At 44.3% G+C, this 20106-nt stretch carries 21 protein-coding genes; 9 read left to right on the top strand and 12 right to left on the bottom strand.

Translation table 11 applies throughout. From position 1 onward, the window contains the following. Positions 1-11: 11 nt before the first annotated feature. The 6 genes from nqrE to bolA all read right to left on the bottom strand — a co-directional run bounded on the left by nqrE (position 12) and on the right by bolA (position 5425). A complete protein-coding gene (nqrE, locus tag IQQ51_RS04715; protein ID WP_009848375.1) occupies positions 12-608 on the bottom strand; it encodes an NADH:ubiquinone reductase (Na(+)-transporting) subunit E in 597 nt (198 codons plus the stop codon). A gap of 7 nt (positions 609-615) precedes the next feature. Next, positions 616-1248 (bottom strand): NADH:ubiquinone reductase (Na(+)-transporting) subunit D, encoded by a 633-nt coding sequence (locus tag IQQ51_RS04710; protein ID WP_008223083.1) that lies wholly within the window; start codon positions 1246-1248, stop codon positions 616-618. Continuing rightward, positions 1248-2015 (bottom strand): Na(+)-translocating NADH-quinone reductase subunit C, encoded by a 768-nt coding sequence (locus tag IQQ51_RS04705; RefSeq protein WP_019823841.1) that lies wholly within the window; start codon positions 2013-2015, stop codon positions 1248-1250. The genes IQQ51_RS04710 and IQQ51_RS04705 overlap by 1 nt, the downstream gene beginning before the upstream one ends. Then, complete coding sequence (locus IQQ51_RS04700) at positions 2005-3249, bottom strand: NADH:ubiquinone reductase (Na(+)-transporting) subunit B (protein WP_017067139.1); 1245 nt, start codon at positions 3247-3249, stop codon at positions 2005-2007. Before IQQ51_RS04700 ends, IQQ51_RS04705 begins: the two co-directional genes overlap by 11 nt. A 5-nt stretch (positions 3250-3254) precedes the next feature. Beyond that, complete coding sequence (locus IQQ51_RS04695; RefSeq protein ID WP_032549021.1) at positions 3255-4595, bottom strand: Na(+)-translocating NADH-quinone reductase subunit A; 1341 nt, start codon at positions 4593-4595, stop codon at positions 3255-3257. A 521-nt stretch (positions 4596-5116) separates the two neighbouring features. Further along, positions 5117-5425: a transcriptional regulator BolA gene (gene bolA, locus IQQ51_RS04690; protein WP_193840504.1), complete on the bottom strand. Its 309-nt coding sequence runs from the start codon at positions 5423-5425 to the stop codon at positions 5117-5119. Positions 5426-5599: 174 nt separating this feature from the next. On the opposite strand from bolA, the gene IQQ51_RS04685 reads away from it, so the two are divergent. The 4 genes from IQQ51_RS04685 (at position 5600) to IQQ51_RS04670 (ending at position 9347) form a co-directional block, all read left to right on the top strand. After that, positions 5600-6751, top strand: coding sequence for a methyltransferase (locus IQQ51_RS04685; RefSeq protein ID WP_048607983.1), 1152 nt, complete (start codon positions 5600-5602; stop codon positions 6749-6751). A gap of 66 nt (positions 6752-6817) precedes the next feature. Next, positions 6818-7387 carry a YajG family lipoprotein gene (locus tag IQQ51_RS04680; protein ID WP_193840503.1) on the top strand — a complete coding sequence of 190 codons (570 nt, stop codon included), beginning with the start codon at positions 6818-6820 and terminating at the stop codon, positions 7385-7387. Beyond that, complete coding sequence (locus IQQ51_RS04675; protein WP_193840502.1) at positions 7387-7935, top strand: peptidylprolyl isomerase; 549 nt, start codon at positions 7387-7389, stop codon at positions 7933-7935. The genes IQQ51_RS04680 and IQQ51_RS04675 overlap by 1 nt, the downstream gene beginning before the upstream one ends. A 53-nt stretch (positions 7936-7988) precedes the next feature. Then, entirely contained in the window at positions 7989-9347 is a 1359-nt protein-coding gene (locus IQQ51_RS04670) for an AmpG family muropeptide MFS transporter (RefSeq protein ID WP_193840501.1), read from the top strand. A 66-nt stretch (positions 9348-9413) separates the two neighbouring features. On the opposite strand, the gene IQQ51_RS04665 is transcribed toward IQQ51_RS04670, so the two are convergent. After that, on the bottom strand, positions 9414-10760 hold the full coding sequence (locus tag IQQ51_RS04665; protein ID WP_193840500.1) for a DUF4397 domain-containing protein: 1347 nt from the start codon (positions 10758-10760) through the stop codon (positions 9414-9416). A 586-nt stretch (positions 10761-11346) separates the two neighbouring features. Between IQQ51_RS04665 and IQQ51_RS04660 the strand changes: the two genes are divergently transcribed. The 3 genes from IQQ51_RS04660 to csdA all read left to right on the top strand — a co-directional run bounded on the left by IQQ51_RS04660 (position 11347) and on the right by csdA (position 14459). Continuing rightward, positions 11347-12156 (top strand): outer membrane protein OmpK, encoded by an 810-nt coding sequence (locus tag IQQ51_RS04660; protein WP_193840499.1) that lies wholly within the window; start codon positions 11347-11349, stop codon positions 12154-12156. Between the two features lie 110 nt (positions 12157-12266). Further along, positions 12267-13160 carry a 2-dehydropantoate 2-reductase gene (panE, locus tag IQQ51_RS04655; RefSeq protein ID WP_193840498.1) on the top strand — a complete coding sequence of 298 codons (894 nt, stop codon included), beginning with the start codon at positions 12267-12269 and terminating at the stop codon, positions 13158-13160. An 87-nt stretch (positions 13161-13247) separates the two neighbouring features. After that, positions 13248-14459 (top strand): cysteine desulfurase CsdA, encoded by a 1212-nt coding sequence (csdA, locus tag IQQ51_RS04650; protein WP_193840497.1) that lies wholly within the window; start codon positions 13248-13250, stop codon positions 14457-14459. A gap of 13 nt (positions 14460-14472) precedes the next feature. On the opposite strand, the gene IQQ51_RS04645 is transcribed toward csdA, so the two are convergent. The 5 genes from IQQ51_RS04645 to IQQ51_RS04625 all read right to left on the bottom strand — a co-directional run bounded on the left by IQQ51_RS04645 (position 14473) and on the right by IQQ51_RS04625 (position 18086). Then, the gene (locus IQQ51_RS04645) at positions 14473-14658 is read right to left on the bottom strand and encodes a hypothetical protein (protein WP_193840496.1); all 186 of its coding nucleotides are present in this window, start codon (positions 14656-14658) and stop codon (positions 14473-14475) included. Between the two features lie 368 nt (positions 14659-15026). After that, positions 15027-15458, bottom strand: a complete 432-nt coding sequence (gene csdE / locus IQQ51_RS04640) for a cysteine desulfurase sulfur acceptor subunit CsdE (protein ID WP_059021301.1) — start codon at positions 15456-15458, stop codon at positions 15027-15029. A gap of 37 nt (positions 15459-15495) precedes the next feature. Continuing rightward, on the bottom strand, positions 15496-16305 hold the full coding sequence (gene tcdA, locus IQQ51_RS04635; RefSeq protein WP_017059899.1) for a tRNA cyclic N6-threonylcarbamoyladenosine(37) synthase TcdA: 810 nt from the start codon (positions 16303-16305) through the stop codon (positions 15496-15498). Between the two features lie 113 nt (positions 16306-16418). Next, positions 16419-17531, bottom strand: coding sequence for a murein transglycosylase A (gene mltA / locus IQQ51_RS04630; RefSeq protein ID WP_193840495.1), 1113 nt, complete (start codon positions 17529-17531; stop codon positions 16419-16421). 81 nt (positions 17532-17612) lie between these two features. Further along, on the bottom strand, positions 17613-18086 hold the full coding sequence (locus IQQ51_RS04625; RefSeq protein WP_048615251.1) for a DUF2850 domain-containing protein: 474 nt from the start codon (positions 18084-18086) through the stop codon (positions 17613-17615). Between the two features lie 161 nt (positions 18087-18247). Between IQQ51_RS04625 and argA the strand changes: the two genes are divergently transcribed. Together argA and IQQ51_RS04615 are read left to right on the top strand one after the other, a co-directional pair. Then, positions 18248-19585 carry an amino-acid N-acetyltransferase gene (argA, locus tag IQQ51_RS04620; protein WP_193840494.1) on the top strand — a complete coding sequence of 446 codons (1338 nt, stop codon included), beginning with the start codon at positions 18248-18250 and terminating at the stop codon, positions 19583-19585. Positions 19586-19868: 283 nt separating this feature from the next. Beyond that, positions 19869-20060: a hypothetical protein gene (locus tag IQQ51_RS04615; RefSeq protein WP_004735192.1), complete on the top strand. Its 192-nt coding sequence runs from the start codon at positions 19869-19871 to the stop codon at positions 20058-20060. Positions 20061-20106: the final 46 nt, after the last annotated feature.

Genomic DNA, 20106 nt, shown 5'->3' with positions numbered 1-20106 from the left:
GGGTGCTTACCCTACAGTTGAACACCAGAGAAAGACATAAAGCCTAACGCCATCAGACCAACAGTAATGAACGTGATACCAAGGCCACGAAGACCTGGAGGTACGTCAGAGTACTTCATCTTCTCACGGATACCCGCAAGAGCAACGATAGCTAACATCCACCCCACACCAGAACCGAAGCCGTAAACAACAGATTCAGCAAAGTTGTAGTCACGAGTTACCATGAAAGATACACCACCAAAGATTGCACAGTTAACTGTGATCAGTGGAAGGAAGATACCTAGTGCGTTGTACAAAGGTGGGAAGAAACGGTCTAGAACCATCTCTAGGATTTGTACAAGTGCCGCGATAACACCGATGAATGCGATGAAGTTAAGGAAACTTAAATCGACACCTTCAACAAGCGCGTTTTCTTTCAGGATGTGTGTGTAAACAAGGTTGTTTACAGGAACAGCGATTGTAAGTACTACAACTACCGCAACACCAAGACCAAAAGAAGTTTTAACTTTCTTAGATACCGCTAGGAATGTACACATACCTAGGAAGAAAGAAAGCGCCATGTTTTCGATGAAAATCGATTTAACTAGCAGACTAATATAATGTTCCATGACTACCTTACCCCTTCGCTTCTACTTGTTCTGGTTTGAACACACGAATTGCCCAAATCAAGAAACCAATTAGGAAGAATGCAGAAGGTGCTAGAAGCATCAAGCCGTTTGGCTGATACCAACCACCGTTGCTCACTAGAGGTAGTACTTCCATACCAAATAGTTTGCCAGAGCCTAGAAGCTCACGGAAGAAACCAACAGTGATAAGAACGAAACCGTAACCAAGACCGTTACCAAGACCATCGATTAGAGATGGGATTGGTGCAGACTTCATTGCGAATGCTTCAGCACGACCCATTACAATACAGTTAGTAATGATTAGGCCTACGAATACAGATAGCTGCTTAGAGATATCGTATAGGTATGCTTTAAGCACTTGGTCTACCACGATTACTAATGATGCGATAATTGCCATCTGAACGATGATACGCACACTGTTAGGAATGTGGTTACGGATCAAAGAAACGAAGAAGTTAGACAGAGCAGTAACGAACATTACCGCGATAGTCATAACAAATGCTGTTTCTAGCTTAGTGGTTACCGCAAGAGCAGAACACACACCAAGAACCTGTAGCGCGATTGGGTTGTTGTCCAACACCGGCGCTAAGATGCTCTTTTTAATTTCTTTTGCACTAGACATTAGTTCAGACCTCCGTCACGAACTTTTGCTAGGAACGGACCAAAGCCCATATCACCTAACCAGAAGTCAAATGTATGTTGAACACCAACGCTAGTCAGTGTTGCACCAGAAAGGCCATCTACACCGTGCTCAGAACCTTGAGGAGCGCCACCTTTAACAACCTGAATAGCAGGTTTGTGGTTTTCGTCGAATAATTTCTTACCAACGAATTGAGCGCGCCAAGTTGGGTTCTCAACTTCACCACCAAGTCCAGGAGTCTCACCTTGCTCGTAGTAAGTGATACCAGAAACTGTGTTGCCATCAGTTTCTACCGCAACGAATGCGTACATCATTGACCATAGACCGTTACCGTGAACAGGGATGATAACTTTAGAAGTTTCAGCGCCATCTTTCACAAGGTATACAGTACCCGTGTTAGCACGACGAAGGATCTTAGCGATGTCATCTTCAGCTGAAAGCTTGATTGACTGAGCTGGATCTTTTGCCGCTTTACGTTGGTCGTATGCAGCAGCATCGCCGTCAACGAAATCGCCAGTAGCGAAATCAACTAGACGAGGTTCAATGTTCTCTGCGTACAGTTCAGGGATATTACCCGCAAGTTCAATGCCCGCAACTTCAAGGATCTTAGTTTGCTGATCCAGAACCGCGTTAGCTTGTTGCTTAGGTTTAAGAACAACTGCAGCTGTTGAAACGATGATTGAGCACACTAGGCTCAATGCGATAACAACAAACAGCGTCTTTTTAATGCTATCGTTATTACTTGCCATAGCGTGCTAGTCTCCGCTTAATGTTCTTCTCGATTACAACGTGGTCAAACAGAGGAGCAAATAGGTTTGCGAATAGAATCGCAAGCATCATGCCTTCTGGGTATGCAGGGTTAACTACACGAATCATTACACACATTGCGCCGATTAGGATGCCGTACCACCACTTACCTTTGTTGGTAAATGAAGCTGATACTGGGTCAGTCGCCATGAAGAACATACCGAATGCGAAGCCACCTAGAACTAGGTGCCAGTGCCAAGGCATGCTGAACATTGCGTTAGTATCAGAACCGATCACGTTAAACAGCGTAGACACAGCAATCATACCGATCATTACACCAGCAATGATGCGCCATGAAGCGATACGCATGTAGACGATCATCGCTGCACCAATCATAAGTGCTAGAGTCGATACTTCACCGATAGAACCTGGGATGTTACCAATGAATGCGTCCATCCAAGTGATTGCTTCACCAGATGTTACGTTCATTAGTGCGCTACCGCCGCCTTGAGCCCATTGGCTAAGAGCAGTTGCACCAGAGAAACCATCTGCAGCAGTCCAAACTACGTCACCTGAAATCTGTGCAGGGTATGCAAAGAATAGGAACGCACGGCCAGCAAGTGCAGGGTTCAGGAAGTTACGACCCGTACCACCGAAGATCTCTTTAGCGACTACAACACCGAAGGTAATACCTAGTGCTGCTTGCCATAGAGGAAGTGTTGGCGGAACGATAAGCGCGAATAAGATAGAAGTAACAAAGAAACCTTCGTTTACTTCGTGCTTACGCACCATACAGAACAGAACTTCCCAGAAACCACCAACGATGAATACCGTTGCGTAAATAGGTAGGAAGTATGTCGCACCAAGTAGCATCTTACTGCCAACACCTGCATCGGCTCCTAAGGAGGCTCCGAGCATTTCGGTTAGCCAGTAGTGCCAGTTACCACTGATAACAGATGCTAGTTCAGCGCCTGCGTACATATGGTTAAGTGCTGCGATAGCTTGGCCACCCGCGTTGTACATACCCCAGAACATTGCTGGGAATACCGCGAACCAAACCATGATCATGATACGTTTTAAATCAACGCTATCACGAACGTGCGAGCTTTTCTTTGTAATAAGACCTGGCGTGTAGAACACTGTCGCTGCGGCTTCGTAAAGCGCAAACCACTTCTCGTGTTTACCACCTGGCTCAAAATGATGCTCGATGTCTTCAAGAAACTTTTTAAGGCCCATGAAAATTACCCTTCCTTCTCAATCGTATCTAGGCATTCACGAAGTAGTTGACCGTACTCGTACTTACCTGGACATACAAAGGTACACAATGCTACATCTTCTTCGTCTAGCTCTAGCGCACCAAGTGCTTGAGCACTATCAATGTCGCCTGCACATAGATCACGAAGCAGCAATGTAGGTTCCATATCTAGAGGCATTACGCGCTCGTAGTTACCAATTGGAACCATTGAGCGGTCACTACCGTTTGTCGTCGTTGTCATGTTGAACAACTGACCTTTAAACAGGTGACCAAGGAATGAACGAGTAACAGAGAACTTGTTCTTACCAGGCATAGCCCAGCCGAATAGCTCTTTATCACGACCTTCACGTAGAACAGAAACTTGCTGATGGTAACGACCAAGGAAAGCATGTGGACCTGTTGCTTCAGTACCCGTAAGTACAGAACCAGAAATCACACGAACTTCGCCTGGCATTAACTCGCTGTCTGTCAACTCTTCAAGGCTAGCACCAATTTGAGTACGAACTAGACGTGGGTTGTTCACCACTGGACCAGCCAGAGAAACAACACGCTCAGAGTAAATCTCACCAGTAAGGAAAAGCTTACCGAATGCGATAACATCTTGGTAGTTAATGCTCCACGCTACATTTTGTGCATTTACCGGATATAGGTAATGCATATGCGTGCCTGCAAGACCTGCAGGGTGTGGGCCATCAAAAACATGTTCTTCAACGTTAGACTGAGCTGAACGAGGTAAGCTAGTACCTTTTTTACAAACGTACACTTTACCGTTAGTCAGAGTTGAAAGAAGATCTAAACCAGCAACGAAAGCATCAGACTGCTCGTTAATGATTAATTCTGGCTCAGCTGCTAGCGGATTAGTATCCATAGCAGTAACGAAAATAGCCTGAGTTTCAGAATCAACTGCTGGAACCTTGCTGAACGGACGAGTTCGCAAAGCGGTCCATGCGCCAGACTCAACTAACTGAGCTTTAACCGTATCACGGTCAAGGCCTACTAGTTGGTTAGCTTCATAGCTATTGAACGTGATTTGCTCATTGCCTGCTACTTCAATCACTACTGATTGAAGAACACGCTTAGCACCACGGTTCACTTCAATAACTTTACCGCTTGCTGGAGAAGTAAATACAACACCTGGGTTCTTTTTATCTGCAAAAAGAACTTGGCCTTTCTTCACTTCATCACCAACGCGAGCATGCATCGTAGGACGCATACCAACGTACTCTTCGCCAAGCAAGGCGACTTTAGTGATGGACTTACCATCATTAATCACCTGGGATGGAGTTCCTGCGATAGGAAGATCCAAACCCTTCTTTATTGTAATCATACGCACTTGCACTACTTTATCGGGAAAAAGATTCTTTTAATTGCGTAAATTCGGGACGTTTTAAAATCGCCCTTAGACACGACATTACAGTGTCCGGTTTTGGTAAATTTGAGATACCAAAATCGCAACATTACATTAATAAACTCATCACAAAGATTATGTGAGATTTATCAGGTGCCGTATTCTAGCATTTTTTGACAACTTGATGCCATGACCAATAACTTGAATACGGCCTTTATTTGGTGAGATTTGAAGCATATGGACTCTCAAATATGTATAAATTTGACGAGCCGCACAGATAAATTGGCTTTTGAATCGTGTTTTAAACAAGAGATTAATACTCTGTCACAAACTAATATTTTACGAGTTATGTTGAAACACTGTTAATAAAAACATTACTCATTGTAGGTATTTCCAGCCGTTCTATTTACCATCAGTTTGAGTGATATAACAACGAAAAACAGATGAATTTGACGACAAAAAAGGCGGCATAGCCACCCCTTCTATATTCGTAAGCTTTCTTACTTACCGCCGCCCATGCACATCGGGCTATCTGGCACGTTATCGAGCTGCTTCATCCATTCATCTTTTGTATAAGTGTGAATGGACAATGCATGAATATTGTTCGCTAGCTCTTCTGAAAGGGCTTTATTTACCGCTCGATGACGAGCAATAAGACGCAAACCTTCAAACACATCGCTGACAACAATCACTTTGAAATGACTCTCAGAACCGGCCGGAACATTGTGCCTATAGCTCTCATTGACCACGTTTAAATGACTTGGTGAAAACTCATTGTGCAATTTTGTTTCGATAACTTCTTGGATCATTGTGATTCCTTAATAACGTATTGGCATTATCCGTGGGGTGAGTATAAACCCTAACAGGTCGAGTGTCTGAGTATTTCATAGCGAATGGCATAGGTTTGGTTGAGTTTTTTCTATCTTGTTCAGCCTGCATTTGAGACAATATCTTTGTTATTTCTTACATAAGTATCTCAAGCAATGAAAACCGAACTTACCCTTCACGACAGAACTTTGACCTTACATCGTTTCCCGAAACGTTCAAATGAAACCCTTCAAGCTTGGGATGCGGGCGACGAATACCTGATCAGTCATGTTGAAGAGATGAACCTTGAACCTGGCAAGCATATCCTGATCATGAACGACAGCTTCGGTGCCCTATCGACTTGGTTCTCGAAAGATCATGATGTCACGATGATGAGCGACTCATTTATCTCTCACCGTGGCGCACTGAAAAACTTGCAGCGCAATCAAAGCAACCGAGTGAACTTCTTGAACACGATGGATGATATCCCACACGGTATCGATCTTGTGATCATGCAGCTGCCAAAAACAAATCGTCACCTAATCTGGCAATTGAGCCAGCTACGCCAAGCATTGCCTGAAGGCTGCCAAGTGATTGGCGTCAACAAGGTAAAAGAGATTCACACCTCTACGCTTAACCTGTTCGAAAAGTACCTAGGCGAAACCAAAACATCACTAGCGAAGAAAAAACACCGCTTAGTATTCTCGTCTCCAAACTGCCAGCCAATTCAAACGGTAGAGCCTTTTGTTGAATGGGATGTAGACGGTGAAGATATCCGATTGAAAAATTTACCAAATGTTTACTCAGGGGAAGCACTCGATCAGGGCGCTCGCTATATGCTAGAGCACATCCCACAAGATCCTGAGCTGCGTCATATCATCGATCTTGGCTGTGGCAACGGCGTATTGAGTGTAAAAGCAGGGCAATTGAACCCACAAGCTCGTATCACCTGTGTGGATGAAAGCTTTATGGCGGTGGAATCGGCGCGCCAAAACGTCAAGGATAACCTTGGTGAAGAAGGCAACTTCCAGTTCATCGCCAACAACTGTTTAGATGGCTTCAAGAAGAACAGCACCTACTTAGTGATGTGTAATCCTCCATTCCATCAGCAACAAGCGATTACGGATCACATTGCGTGGCAAATGTTCTGTGATGCAAAGCATGTTCTTAGCAATGGAGGCAAATTAATTGTTATTGGCAACCGACACCTCGGATACGATGTCAAACTAGCAAGACTATTTGGTGAAGCTAACGTTGAAACGCTTGAACTAAACCAAAAATTTGAGATATTACAAGCAACAAGAGAACCTGCGAATTTTAATAAATAAGCAGAAACGACTTCACAAGAATTTAAGATACCTAGCTTCTGGTGTGAATTTAGAAAGGATAAAGGAATGAAAAAACTGATTTTGGCTGCTTCTATTATGGCTTTGACAGCATGTTCAGCCCCTCAGCAAGAACAAATCAATGTAATGCCGGAAGCTTCACTAAGCTCAAGCAACCTTGTACAAGGCAAAACATACACACTAACCAGTAAAGATGTTCGTGCCGCTCAATATGTTGCATTGGTTGATAGTGGCCGTTCAAACATTCAGCCAATTCACGCTAAGCAAAATATGCGTATTTCTCTAGAAAATGCTGTTGCACAGCAGTTAGAGTCTCAAGGTTTTCGTGCGAGCGTAAACAGTGAAAACTCGATTGTTTTAGAGATTCAAGAAGCACTCGTTACCGTAGAGCACACCATTATGGAAAACAAAATGGACGGTAAAGTAACGCTTGAAGTTACCGCTGAAACGCCTGAAGGCAAGCTAGTTAAAACATTCAACGGTACTGCAACGCGCACTGGTACATTGAGCGCATCAAACGACGACATCTCTATGGTTCTTAATGACGTGATCAACTTGGTTCTTACTGAGATCGCTAACGACCAAGAGCTACAAACTTACATGAAGGAACGTTTCTAATGGGTCGTATTTTATCTTCTATCGCATTAATGCTAGTGAGTGTGAGCGTTTGGGCTGGTCCTAAAGTAAACGTGGAAACAACATTAGGCGACTTCACTATTGAGCTTAGCCAAGAACAAGCACCGGTTAGCGCGGAGAACTTCCTAAAATACGTTGCAGACGGCAGCTACGAAGGCACTATCTTCCACCGTGTTATTCCTGGCTTTATGGCGCAAGGTGGCGGCTTCGATCAAGAGATGAATCAACAAGCAACTTACGCTCCTATCAAGAATGAAGGCAGCAATGGCTTGAAGAACGATACAGCAACAATCGCGATGGCTCGTACTAATGCGCCAGATTCTGCAACTCGTCAGTTCTTCATTAACTTCTCTGATAATGATTTCTTGAACGCCAAAGGTGGCAACCCAGGCTACGCTGTATTCGGCAAAGTAACTGAAGGTTTTGATGTTGTTCAAAAGATGGCAACGATTCCAACCAAACGAATGGGCCGCATGTCAGACATCCCAGTCGACCCAATCGTCATCACTAAAGTGACCCTTCTTAAGTAATCCAATCTAACGCCCTTATTTCTTAAGGGCGTTTTTCTACACAAGGACGCCCTATGTCATCAGGCACTCCCTCTCTTTCTTGGATGCAGACTTTCCGCAGCTACCTAGATAAACGCCTACTTTGGGTGTTTATGCTCGGCTGTTCGAGTGGCTTCCCATGGGTTCTTATTGGATCCAACATGTCTGGTTGGCTAAAAGATGCAGGTTTAACGCGTGCTGCCATCGGCTACTTTGGTAGTGTGTTTGCCGTGTATGCGATTAACTTTCTATGGGCACCATTGGTAGACCGAGTAAAACTACCGGTGCTTCACGCAATACTCGGCCAGCGCCGCAGTTGGATCTTTTTCTGCCAAACCATTGTTTTAATCGGTACCTTATTCATCGCAGGCGTCAATCCCGCAGAGAACTTGGCGTTTACTTCAATGTTGGCGCTCGCTATTGCCATTGCCTCAGCCACGCAAGACATCGCGATTGATGCATTTCGTATTGATACCTTCCCAAAATCCGAAGCATCAAAACTGCCGCAAGCTTCTGCAATGGCAGTGATGGGTTGGTGGACGGGGTATTCTCTACCAGGCTACCTTGCCTTTATTAACGCAGACTCAATCGGTTGGAATGGTGTGTATTACGGAATGGCAGGCGTCGTTGTCGTACTAATGCTGTTTACGCTTTTTGTCGGAGAGCCAAACACACAACGCGAAGCCCTGCAAGAACAAGCTCAGCAACGCCACAATAAGGTTATCGGTTCGAAAGTGGTGGCTTGGTTCAGTGTTACCGTGTTAGAACCGTTTTATGACTTCTTCAAACGAAACGGAGTTCAAGTTGCCATCACCCTACTGCTGTTCGTATTCCTATTTAAGATAGGTGAAGCCTTCTTAGGTCGTATGTCGATCACCTTCTATAAAGAGATAGGTTTTAGTAACGAACAGATCGGCCACTATTCGAAGTTAATTGGTTGGGGCGCAACCATATTCTTCACTTTGGTAGGCAGTGTCTTCAATGTGAAATTCGGCATTGTACGCGGACTGATGATTGGCGGTGTTGCCATGGCAGCCAGTAATCTAATGTTTGCGTGGATCGCTCAGGCAGGCCCAAGTGAAACCTTGTTCTTGGCAACGATTATTGTCGATAACTTCACGACCGCCTTTTCAACAGTAGCTTTTGTCTCTTTCTTAACGCTATTAACCGGGCAGGCCTTCTCTGCAACCCAATATGCATTACTCGCGTCCTTGGGTAACTTCGGTCGAACAACACTGGCTTCATTTAGTGGTGAATTGGTCGATTACCTCAATGATTGGTCAACCTTCTTTATACTGACCGCACTTATGGTGATTCCAAGTTTGATCATGCTCTACTCGTTACGCCACTTTTTCACGGATTTATTAGAGAAAGCCAAAACTAACCAAGAATAGAGTCAAAGAAAACAAATAAGAAGAGGGTAGCATTGATCTACCCTCTTCTACGTTCTGTCTTCAGATCTAGTCTGTTGTTTCACTGACAATTAGGTTAAAACCCGTACCCATCGAATCATCAATCGCCACGACTTGATACACCACACCATCAGCTAAGGTTGCGGGCGCAGAATCAATCGCCACAACCGATGGTTGTCCCGCTACCGTTATCGTCACAAAGTAAGATCCCGCTGCCACATAAATGCCATTCGCATAATCTTTGAATTTCACATCACTTAACGCCGGAGTGCTACCAGAGATACCTACGTTTTCTGTTAAGTAGATGTCCACCGATGCCGCAATTGGGTTAGCAGCAGCATGGGTAATGTTTAATACCGCACTGGTCGCCACCGGACGACGGTTCTCAGGAACAAGCAAAGGTTCCAAATTCAGTGGATTTACTGTCCCTACCGCATAGATGCTGTAATCCATGCCAGCAAATACAGCTAATCCATCAACATCAATAAATGTCGGAGACGTCGTTCCCGTTTCGTATATATCAATATCATAACTGTCTGCTGCTAAATCTAAGAAACCGCGAATTTCTTTAAACATTAAACCATCAAGAGGAGCAAACTTAGCAGAATTAACAAATACATCTACAGCTGGTGCGCCATCGACCAAATGCCCGACTCTTACTTCGGCAGTTTCTGCCATGTCATAGATTAACGATGATCCACTACCATCCATCACCATCAATTTTACTGGGGAAGCGCTATTGGAGTCAGCTCTTGGCACAGCCGCAATCGTTAGCTCGCTGCCGCCAGACAGAGTGATTTCTCCAGAGTCAAAAGCAATAGCACTGTCGCTCACGGTTTCTAATCTCACACGATATTGTCCTGCAGGGATATTGAGTACGTCAGTAAAATCTTTATAAGCTAAAGTCCCTAACGGTGCGCCCAATGGATCACTCGGCCCTGTCACATATAGGTTTACATCGCCAACTCCTGTTGCCGCGTGTACTACTTGCACATCTAGACTTGAACTTGTTGCCGTTCCTGCAGCAGGGCGAGTAACAACCAAAGCCTCTACAGGATTGTTGGATCCATCGGCGTCGCCTACAACCATCACGGTGTAATCTAAGTCACCGCTTAAATCGAATTGGCTTTGAGGGATAACAGTGGCCACTTCGTCACCTGGGAGTTGGACATCGACTTGAAGAGTTGTCTGTCCTTGACCTACGGAGGCGTATCCGGATGCTTGAGCATAATCGACATCGCTCCAACGAGCCTGACTATTGACTAGAACGTTAGCTAAAGGAGCATCTGGCGATGCATGTACAGCTTGTAGTTGAGTTGTTGATTCATCGTCGTCATCACACCCAACAATAAATAGGGCTGAAATTGCTACAGCGAGTATAGGTGAATATTTCATTGGTCTTCTCTCCAAAAAAGTTAGACCAGTTCGTCACACAAATGATTAGTCCAATAACTAATCTTTAAAAAGTATTTCAAAATCTAGTGCAGTGAACTGTCTTTAATTCTCCGTGATTCAAAAAGTAGCTAGGTTCAAATCCCTAGGCAGTCATCACATGAGTTGTCCATCAATTGATTCCAACTTCATTACGCTGTTGGTCAAAAATAGATCAAAGACAAGATTAAGAGGTGGTTTGAATGAGTCATTTTTTAAGAGAAAACGCTTAGAAAGGAATACTGTTGATTTTGATATGCATGTCACTCTAATTAGTAGAATCGTTTGCTTAGCGCAGTATTTCACCTATTTATCCACAAAATAATCGAATTTCACAAAATCAATAGAATTAGAGGTGCATCAAGATGCATTGCCACCTTAAAGTTCCATCATTTAGATCATTAGTGTGATCAGTCTCACCTTAATAATTGTAGTTTTCACTCTGTCTCACTTTTATTTGAGAACAAAATCGCTATTATGCTCGGCATTCGGACATCATAAACACGCACGGATTAGCGGGTTACTTATTTCAAACATAGAGAGTTCCATTATGCGTAAATCACTTTTAACTCTTGGCCTACTTGCAGCAGCATCTGCTCCAGCAATGGCAGCTGATTATTCTGACGGCGACATCCATAAGAACGATTACAAATGGATGCAATTCAACCTTATGGGTGCATTCAATGAGAAAGGCGTTACTGAGTCTACTCATGATTACCTAGAGATGGAATTTGGTGGTCGCTCTGGAATCTTTGATCTTTACGGTTACGTTGACGTATTCAACCTAACTTCTGATCCAGGTAGTGATAAGAATGGCCAAGAAAAAATCTTCATGAAGTTCGCTCCTCGTATGTCTCTTGACGGGCTAACAGGTAAAGATCTTTCTTTCGGTCCAGTTCAAGAGCTTTACGTATCAACGCTTATGGAATGGGGTGGTAACTCTGGCGTTAACACTCAAAAAGTTGGTCTTGGTTCTGACGTAATGGTTCCATGGTTTGGTAAAGTTGGCCTAAACCTTTACGGTACATACGACTCAAACAACAAAGACTGGAACGGTTTCCAAGTTTCGACTAACTGGTTTAAGCCATTCTACTTCTTCGAGAACGGTTCATTCATCTCTTACCAAGGTTACATCGATTACCAATTCGGTATGCAAGATGAGTACTCTCAAGTAAGCAACGGCGGCGCAATGTTTAACGGTCTTTACTGGCACTCAGATCGCTTTGCAGTTGGTTACGGCCTGAAACTATACAGCGATGTATACGGCTTTAAAGATGGCGCAAACCTTCCATGGGATGCATCTACACAAGCTGAATCATCTGGCGTAGGCCACTACGTAGCAGTAACTTACAAGTTCTAATCGAACTTCTAAGAAAGTTTCCAAAATGGCACCCTCGGGTGCCATTTTTTATTGCTTTCATTTAATGCCTCGCTATCCTTGCAGCATCACTTTCTTATCTCGGAATTGCTGTGAACATCACTATTGTTGGACCTGGAGCTATCGGCTCTTTATGGGCGATTAAATTGCTTCAAGCTGGTCATAATGTCTCGTTGTGGAGTCGCTCCCCTGAAGCCTCAATTGGCCTAACAATTGATGAGCAAACTTCACTTTCCTTCAGTAATAACAATATCGAAAAGCTATCAACGAGTGACTTAGTGATCTTCACAGTCAAGGCTTGGCAAGTAGAAGAAGCCACCACTCCGTTACTTCAATACCTCGACTCTGACACCATTCTCATGTTCATGCATAACGGAATGGGAGCGGTCGACAACATCGCCACCCAAATTAATGCTCACCCGATAGTATTGGCAACCACGACCCAAGCAGCATTCAAACCTGATCGTAATAGTGTATCTCACACAGGAATAGGCCAAACTCAATTGGGTGCTTTTAACCAAACGGGTCAGCAGTGCACGTTTTTAGTTGATGTATTGGATCATGCTCTCCCCGCTGTGAGTTGGAACCCACAAATAAAAACCGCGCTCTGGACTAAACTCGCCATCAATTGTGCTATTAACCCACTCACTGGGTTGAAACAAATCAAGAACGGCGAACTTGCAGACCAAAGGTTTGAGGGTATTTTAAGTTCTATCGTTGAAGAGCTCACACAAGTTATGCAGGCCGAAGAGATCACTTGTTCACTCGACGAGTTAGAAGCAAGCGTCAAACAGGTCATCCAAGCCACAGCTCAAAACAACTCATCCATGAAGCAAGATATGTTTTACCAACGCAAAACAGAGATCGACTTCATCACTGGACACCTAATAAAAACAGCGCTTAAGCATCAGATAGAAGTTCCCGTTAACCAAAAGCTGTTCGATCAAGTCAAAGAGCAAGAAAATAGCTGGAATCATCAAGATTAGTCAGCAACGGTCAACAAGTCGCGATAAAATAACAATACCGCTAAGCATAACGCTGGCACCAATTTCCAAGATTTTAGGTAAGAATAGATGCTTGATATCAATCACATCCGAGAGCAGTTTCCTGCGCTATCACAAACCATCAATCAACAACCATTGATTTACTTAGACAGCGCGGCAACGACACAAAAACCTCAGGTAGTTATTGATGCCATTAGCCAATATTACTCCAAACAAAATGCCAATGTTCACCGTGGTAGCCATAGCTTAACAGCGAACGCGACCAGTCAGTTTGAAGCTGCCAGAGATAAGGTCGCTCAGTTTATTGGAGCAAGCTCTTCAAAAGAGATCATCTGGACTCGCGGTGCAACCGAGGCGCTCAACCTAATTGCTCAAACCTACGCAAGAAGCACCCTTCAGCCAGGCGATGAGATCTTAGTGAGTGAAATGGAACATCACGCCAACATCGTGCCTTGGCAAATTGTGGCAGAACAAACCGGGGCTAAAGTCGTTAAAGTACCAATGACATCGGATTGCGAATTTGACCTAGTCGCGTTTGATACGCTTTTAAATGAACGAACCAAGATTGTTGCATTAGCTCAGATAACCAACGTAACGGGTTCTCGTCAGCCGATTGAAGCCGTCATCGAGAAAGCACATAAGATGAATGCAATTGTGGTAGTCGATGGCGCACAAGGTATCGTTCATGAATCAGTTGATGTTGCTGCTTTAGGCGCTGATTTCTACGTATTCTCTGGACACAAGCTCTATGCCCCTGCGGGCATCGGTGTGCTTTACGGCAAGCTTGAATTGTTAGAAGCGATGCCACCTTGGCATGGTGGTGGCAAAATGGTCGAGCGCGTCTCTTTCTCTGGCACTACTTTTTCAGAACTGCCTGGCAAATTCGAAGCGGGCACGCCAAATGTGGCAGGAGCCATAGCACTAAGCACCGCAATAGAATGGTTAAGTGGTTTTGTACAACAAGATGTCGAAAATCATATCCACCAACTACAACACGAGACCTACCTTGCGCTCAGTAAACTGGATGACATTCAGGTTTTGGGGTATCAGCCCAACGCAAGCGTGATTACTTTTGTGATGGATGGTGTTCACCACCAAGATATAGCGACTCTATTGGATCAGCAAGGGATCGCGGTACGTGCAGGGCATCATTGTGCTCACCCATTAATGGATGCACTTAATGTGAAAGGAACGGTTCGAATCTCATTTGGTATTTACAACAACATGGATGATGTTGAAAAGCTCGTAGCGGCGATAGAAAAAGCCGTTGATATGCTTTAGGGGATGGCGAGACTCAATTAGCAGTCATCATTCCAGAGCTAAGGAACGAAGTATCTGGAACCTCAAATAGGAAACCATCCAAACGAGACTCCCTATTACGCTCCTTCGTCGCTTTAGGGAATGACGAAGCACAGTTAGAAATCGTCATTCCAGAGCTAAGGAACGAAGTATCTGGAACCTCAAATAGCAAACTATCCAAACGAGATTCCCTATTACGCTCCTTCGTCGCTTTAGGGAATGACGAAGCACAGTTAGAAATCGTCATTCCAGAACTGAGGAACGAAGTATTTGGAATCTCTAATAGCAATACTATCCAAACGAGATTCCCTATTACGCTCCTTCGTCGCTTTAGGGAATGACGAAACACAGTTAGAAATCGTCATTCCAGAACTGAGGAACGAAGTATTTGGAATCTCTAATAGCAATACTATCCAAACGAGATTCCCTATTACGCTCCTTCGTCGCTTTAGGGAATGACGAAACACAGTTAGAATTCGTCATTCCAGAACTGAGGAACGAAGTATCTGGAATCTCTTTAAAGCGCTACGATGAAAAGGTGTGAGACAATTACGAGCTAGCGAGGTTCTTAATTTGCTCAACAATCGCTTTTAATCCATTACCGCGAGATGGGCTAAGGTGGGTAATTAGACCGATTTGTTCAAAGTAACCATCAATATCGAACGCTTGAACCTCCTCTGATGTTTTTCCATCATACGCAGCCATTACTAATGCAATCAGACCGCGCACGATACGAGCATCAGAATCAGCACAAAAGTGCCAAACACCATCGATATTCTGAGAAACCAACCACACTTGGCTTTCACAACCAGATACTACAACCTGCTCACTTTTCAGTTCATCAGGCATCGTTGGCAGTTTCTTACCCCATTGAATCACTTGGCGATAACGGTCTTCCCAGCCGCTGAATGTCTGCATCTTCGCGACGATATCATCACTGGTAATTTCAGTGCCGAATGGAGAGCTTGGGAATGTGGTCATTTTAATATCCAGTCGATTGTTAATTGAGTAAAAGACGTTACTTAGCGTGCTTTTGAATCAGCTTTTCTACAATACGTGAAACAGCCACAAAACCAAACGTCGCCGTTACAACCGTTGCCGCACCAAAACCCGTCGCACAATCCATGCGTTTTGGACCTTCTGCTGTCGCTTTCGCAGCACAGACACTGCCGTCAGCTTGAGGGTATTTCAGCTGTTCAGTTGAGAACACACAATCGATACCAAACTTACGTGCTGGATTCTTAGGGAAGTTATGATGACGACGAAGGGTATCTTTTAGCTTCTTCGCTAGCGGATCTTGAATCGTCTTAGTCAGATCAGCCACTTTGATTTGAGTAGGATCGATTTGACCACCCGCACCACCCGTGGTGATCACCTTAATTTTGTTGCTACGACAATATGCCAACAGTGAAGCCTTAGCTTTCATGCTATCAATCGCATCTAACACAAAGTCGAACTCTTTCGATAGGTATTCAGCCTGATTGTCTGGGCCAATAAAGTCGTCAATCAGGTTAACTTTACACTCAGGGTTAATCAGCTTAACGCGCTCTGCCATCACTTCGATTTTGCTTTTACCAACGGTACCGGACATTGCGTGGATCTGACGGTTAATGTTAGTTACACACACGTCATCCATATCGATCAAAGTCAGCTCACCTAAACCAGTACGAGCAAGCGCTTCAACCGCCCATGAACCTACACCGCCAATACCGATCACGCACACGTGTGCTGCTCTAAGTATATCGACTTCACTATTGCCATATAGGCGACGGGTGCCACCAAATCGTTGGTCATAGTTTTCTGAAGCTGGAGTGGTCAATTCACGCATTGTTGCCGCCAATTTATTTCTGAGAAAAAGAAAAGAGTGCGTTTTATACGCACTCTTGAATAAAAAGTCTAGGGGATTAGCGATTCGCTTTCAATGCCCTATTTTATTGTCGCTTACTCAACCTTTTCAGGAGGCAAAGCCCAAGGCGCTTCGGTTGCGCTGCCATCTAAGCCGAGCTTCCACACACGACCAAAATGCTTGTAATGACCCGCTTCGGTACCCGCTCGTGGGCCCATACCGTGGTAAAGGTCCAAATGGTTTTGCTTAACCGCGCCGCCCGTATCCAAAACAAGTAACAGTCTTAGTTGGTGAGCACCGCTCCAAGTACCATCAGCATTCAATAATGGAACCTCAGCAAGAATCGGCGTCCCCATAGGCAAGATAGAGCGATCGCCCGCAACCGCCGCCATAGGTAATAGAGGAATGCCCGCGCTGCCCATCACAGATAGGTCGTCTCTCGCTTCAAAAAACACGAAAGATGGGTTTTGCTCAAGCAGCTCTTTCACTACTTCAGGATCATTTGCCAAAACCCACTCTTTGATTGCTTTTAGCGACATTTTTTCGCGTGGAACTAAGCCTCGTTCAATCAGAACACGGCCAATGCTCACATAAGCTTTATTGTTCTTACCCGCGTAGGCGAAATACTGCAGCGTGTCATCATCACCGAAGTGCACGAACCCACTGCCCTGCACTTCCATCATAAATGGGTCGATACGGTTGGAAGAGTAACCTAACTCAAGGCCTTGACCTTCTAATGCGCCGTTGTAAATTTCTTCGCGTGTTGGACACTCTTTACCACACTCAGGAAGTCCGTAAACAGGGTAACGGTATTCTTCATTCGCTTCGTGGCGTAGTTCCATCACAGGAGAAAAGTAGCCAGTGAACAAAACATTGCCTTGTTTATCACCACCGCCTAGTTGAGCAGTTTGAACGCCAAAATTCGCTAGCTCGCTTGGATCCCCACTCAGCATCGCCCACTCATTAAGTTGTTGATAAAGCGGATCATAGATTTTAGCCATCGAAGGGGATTTAGAAACCACCATCTCAGCTTGCTCTGCAAATGCGGTGTAGTCTCTTGGTTTATTGGATTCAACCTGATCGACCTTATTCAAGGTACGAGGAAATTCGTCATCAAGGTGTTGTTGAGCAAGATCAGTGGGTTGAGCACAGCCAAATAGCAAAGAGGCAGCGACTAGGGGAAGCCATTTTTTAATCACAAGAGTCATCCTAAAAATTCTATGCATCGAGGATGACAAAAACAGTCAGATAACACAATCGTAGATTGTAAGAGTTTACAATAAGATAACCTATCGGACGGAGTTATCGATATGGCCTTTAAGGCGGAAGATGGGATTGTAGTGACTGTCAGAATCGAGCACCATTTCTGTATTGTCAGAATTGGTCATGCGGAAGCGATAGGTTTTATCTCCCGCCTTGTATTCAAAGTAGTTACCGTCAAAGTCAAAGCTCGTCGAAACAACAGACCCACGAACTGACACACCATTAGCATTCAGAACAAATTCATCCGTCGCATAATGTGCAACATCCTGCTCTATCCAAGTACCGTATATCAGATTGTCGGGCGTCGCCGCATCTTGCACTCGAGAAAGCACATCGCCAAACAAAGAAACCACAGCAAACGAACCTACCAAGGCTAGAACCATTAAACAGCGTTCAATGATCTTACGCTTCAACTTAGATTGATTGCGCTGATCAGCTTCACTGTAGAGACCTTTGGTTATCTCATCGATTTTGTTCTTTGTTGCTGGAGCTTGTTGCATTCGGTGACTACTCATAAGGATGCTATGCGCATTCTACACTGAGACAGTTTATATATTGAAGCCTAGATAAGAATAGTTTGCGCTTTATTCCAAAAAGGTGTTGTTTACATTTGAATTTAAATGCTAAATTATCGAATAAATAAACAAAATGGGCTTGTTCTGTGAAATTAAGAAGTACAGCGCTAGTAAAAGGTTTCAGACAATCAACCCCTTACGTAAATGCTCACCGTGGCAAAACCATGGTCATTATGCTGGGAGGCGAAGCCGTTGCCGACAGGAACTTTGGTAACATTATTAGTGATATAGCCTTGCTCCACAGCCTTGGAGTAAAGATTGTTCTCGTTCACGGGGCAAGACCGCAGATCAACCAATTGCTCACCAAGCAAGATTGCCATACGCCTTATCACAAGAATATTAGAGTCACTAATGAATATTCTTTGGGCGTCGCTATGCAAGCTGCAGGCCAACTACAACTTGCCATCACAGCTCGACTTTCGATGAGTTTGAACAACACCCCGATGGCAGGTACTCAACTTAATGTGATGAGTGGCAACTTCATTACCGCTCAGCCGCTTGGCGTCGATGACGGTACGGATTATTGCCACAGCGGGCGTATTCGTCGAATCGATATCGAAGGGATCAATCGCACGCTTGACCAAGATTCAATTGTACTGTTAGGTCCTATTGCCAGCTCCGTGACAGGCGAAAGCTTTAACCTACTTTCTGAAGAGGTTGCGACCCAAGTTGCTATTCGTCTAAAGGCCGACAAGCTAATTGGCTTTTGCTCCGAACAAGGGGTAACAGATGAACGCGGTAACGTGCTCGCCGAACTCTTCCCTAAAGACGCCAAGCAAATTCTAGAACGATTAACGGAATCTCAAAACCCTGCCGAAGACATGAGCACAGGAACACTGCGCTTCTTGAAAGGAGCTATCTCCGCTTGTCGTGCTGGTGTGCCTCGTTGTCACCTAATCAGCTACAAGGTAGATGGCGCGTTAATCCAAGAACTGTTCTCTTTTGATGGTATTGGGACCCAAGTGGTTATGGCGAGTGCTGAGCAAGTAAGACAAGCTCAGATTGACGATATTGGTGGCATCTTTGACCTTATTCGCCCTTTGGAAGAACAAGGCATTCTCGTTCGTCGCTCAAGAGAACAATTGGAACAAGAGATTCACCGTTTTACGATCATCGAAAAAGACGGTCTGATTATTGGCTGCGCTGCGCTATACGCGTATCCGGAAGATCACATGGCAGAGATGGCGTGTGTGGCGATTCACCCTGACTATCGCGATGGAAACCGTGGGCAATTACTGCTGGATTACATGCGCCACCAATCAAAATCTCGTGATATCGACCAGATCTTCGTCCTTACTACGCACAGCCTTCACTGGTTCCGTGAACAGGGTTTTTACGAGATAGCGGTTGATGAATTGCCGATGGAAAAACAAGGGTTATACAACTATCAGAGAAACTCAAAAATCTTGGCGCTCAACGTATAAATAAAGTTTTGGAGCACAATCTCACTTCGACAGAAAAATAATTGCAAATGTAATCGTTTTCTATATGAGATTTATTAACTATGCACTTTCACTCACACGTATAATTGTATAGAATTTAGACGCTTTAATAATCTTAACAAATGTTTTTATTGGAATTGCCATCTCGATAGTCATATAGAACTCATTGAGGTGGTCACTGCACGGATTGCTATACCCGTTGACGGTCAGCACGCTAACATTAGCTCTGCTCGTTAATATAAACAGCAAAAAGAGCAACATTGATATGAGAACCATTGTTTGTAACTCGCTGCAAAGTTTTTGGGATATGGCTGATAACCAATTCTTAGAAGGGCTAGACGTACACTGCGTGTTCCCTGTTAGCGAGAATCTAAAAGAGTTTATTTTGAATTGCCAAGCAAAGTACAAGATAAACCACATATCGTTTACTCGAGCGTTTTTAAGCAAAGAGTCTTAATAACGTTCAAAGCAACCAGGGATGGTTGCTTTGTGTTTATCTAGCC

It is taken from the genome of Vibrio sp. OPT18 (assembly GCF_015163615.1).
Taxonomy (GTDB): domain Bacteria; phylum Pseudomonadota; class Gammaproteobacteria; order Enterobacterales; family Vibrionaceae; genus Vibrio; species Vibrio coralliirubri.
The sequence above is the reverse complement of the archived record's forward strand: the minus strand, read 5'-3'. Positions and strand labels throughout refer to the sequence as shown.

Excerpts from the sequence above, each read along its gene's own strand:
- nqrE (WP_009848375.1), bottom strand. The coding sequence starts at position 608 with ATGGAACATTATATTAGTCTGCTAGTTAAATCGATTTTCATCGAAAAC.
- IQQ51_RS04710 (WP_008223083.1), bottom strand. The coding sequence starts at position 1,248 with ATGTCTAGTGCAAAAGAAATTAAAAAGAGCATCTTAGCGCCGGTGTTG.
- IQQ51_RS04705 (WP_019823841.1), bottom strand. The coding sequence starts at position 2,015 with ATGGCAAGTAATAACGATAGCATTAAAAAGACGCTGTTTGTTGTTATC.
- IQQ51_RS04700 (WP_017067139.1), bottom strand. The coding sequence starts at position 3,249 with ATGGGCCTTAAAAAGTTTCTTGAAGACATCGAGCATCATTTTGAGCCA.
- IQQ51_RS04695 (WP_032549021.1), bottom strand. The coding sequence starts at position 4,595 with ATGATTACAATAAAGAAGGGTTTGGATCTTCCTATCGCAGGAACTCCA.
- bolA (WP_193840504.1), bottom strand. The coding sequence starts at position 5,425 with ATGATCCAAGAAGTTATCGAAACAAAATTGCACAATGAGTTTTCACCA.
- IQQ51_RS04685 (WP_048607983.1), top strand. The coding sequence starts at position 5,600 with ATGAAAACCGAACTTACCCTTCACGACAGAACTTTGACCTTACATCGT.
- IQQ51_RS04680 (WP_193840503.1), top strand. The coding sequence starts at position 6,818 with ATGAAAAAACTGATTTTGGCTGCTTCTATTATGGCTTTGACAGCATGT.
- IQQ51_RS04675 (WP_193840502.1), top strand. The coding sequence starts at position 7,387 with ATGGGTCGTATTTTATCTTCTATCGCATTAATGCTAGTGAGTGTGAGC.
- IQQ51_RS04670 (WP_193840501.1), top strand. The coding sequence starts at position 7,989 with ATGTCATCAGGCACTCCCTCTCTTTCTTGGATGCAGACTTTCCGCAGC.
- IQQ51_RS04665 (WP_193840500.1), bottom strand. The coding sequence starts at position 10,760 with ATGAAATATTCACCTATACTCGCTGTAGCAATTTCAGCCCTATTTATT.
- IQQ51_RS04660 (WP_193840499.1), top strand. The coding sequence starts at position 11,347 with ATGCGTAAATCACTTTTAACTCTTGGCCTACTTGCAGCAGCATCTGCT.
- csdA (WP_193840497.1), top strand. The coding sequence starts at position 13,248 with ATGCTTGATATCAATCACATCCGAGAGCAGTTTCCTGCGCTATCACAA.
- csdE (WP_059021301.1), bottom strand. The coding sequence starts at position 15,458 with ATGACCACATTCCCAAGCTCTCCATTCGGCACTGAAATTACCAGTGAT.
- tcdA (WP_017059899.1), bottom strand. The coding sequence starts at position 16,305 with ATGCGTGAATTGACCACTCCAGCTTCAGAAAACTATGACCAACGATTT.
- mltA (WP_193840495.1), bottom strand. The coding sequence starts at position 17,531 with ATGACTCTTGTGATTAAAAAATGGCTTCCCCTAGTCGCTGCCTCTTTG.
- IQQ51_RS04625 (WP_048615251.1), bottom strand. The coding sequence starts at position 18,086 with ATGCAACAAGCTCCAGCAACAAAGAACAAAATCGATGAGATAACCAAA.
- IQQ51_RS04615 (WP_004735192.1), top strand. The coding sequence starts at position 19,869 with ATGAGAACCATTGTTTGTAACTCGCTGCAAAGTTTTTGGGATATGGCT.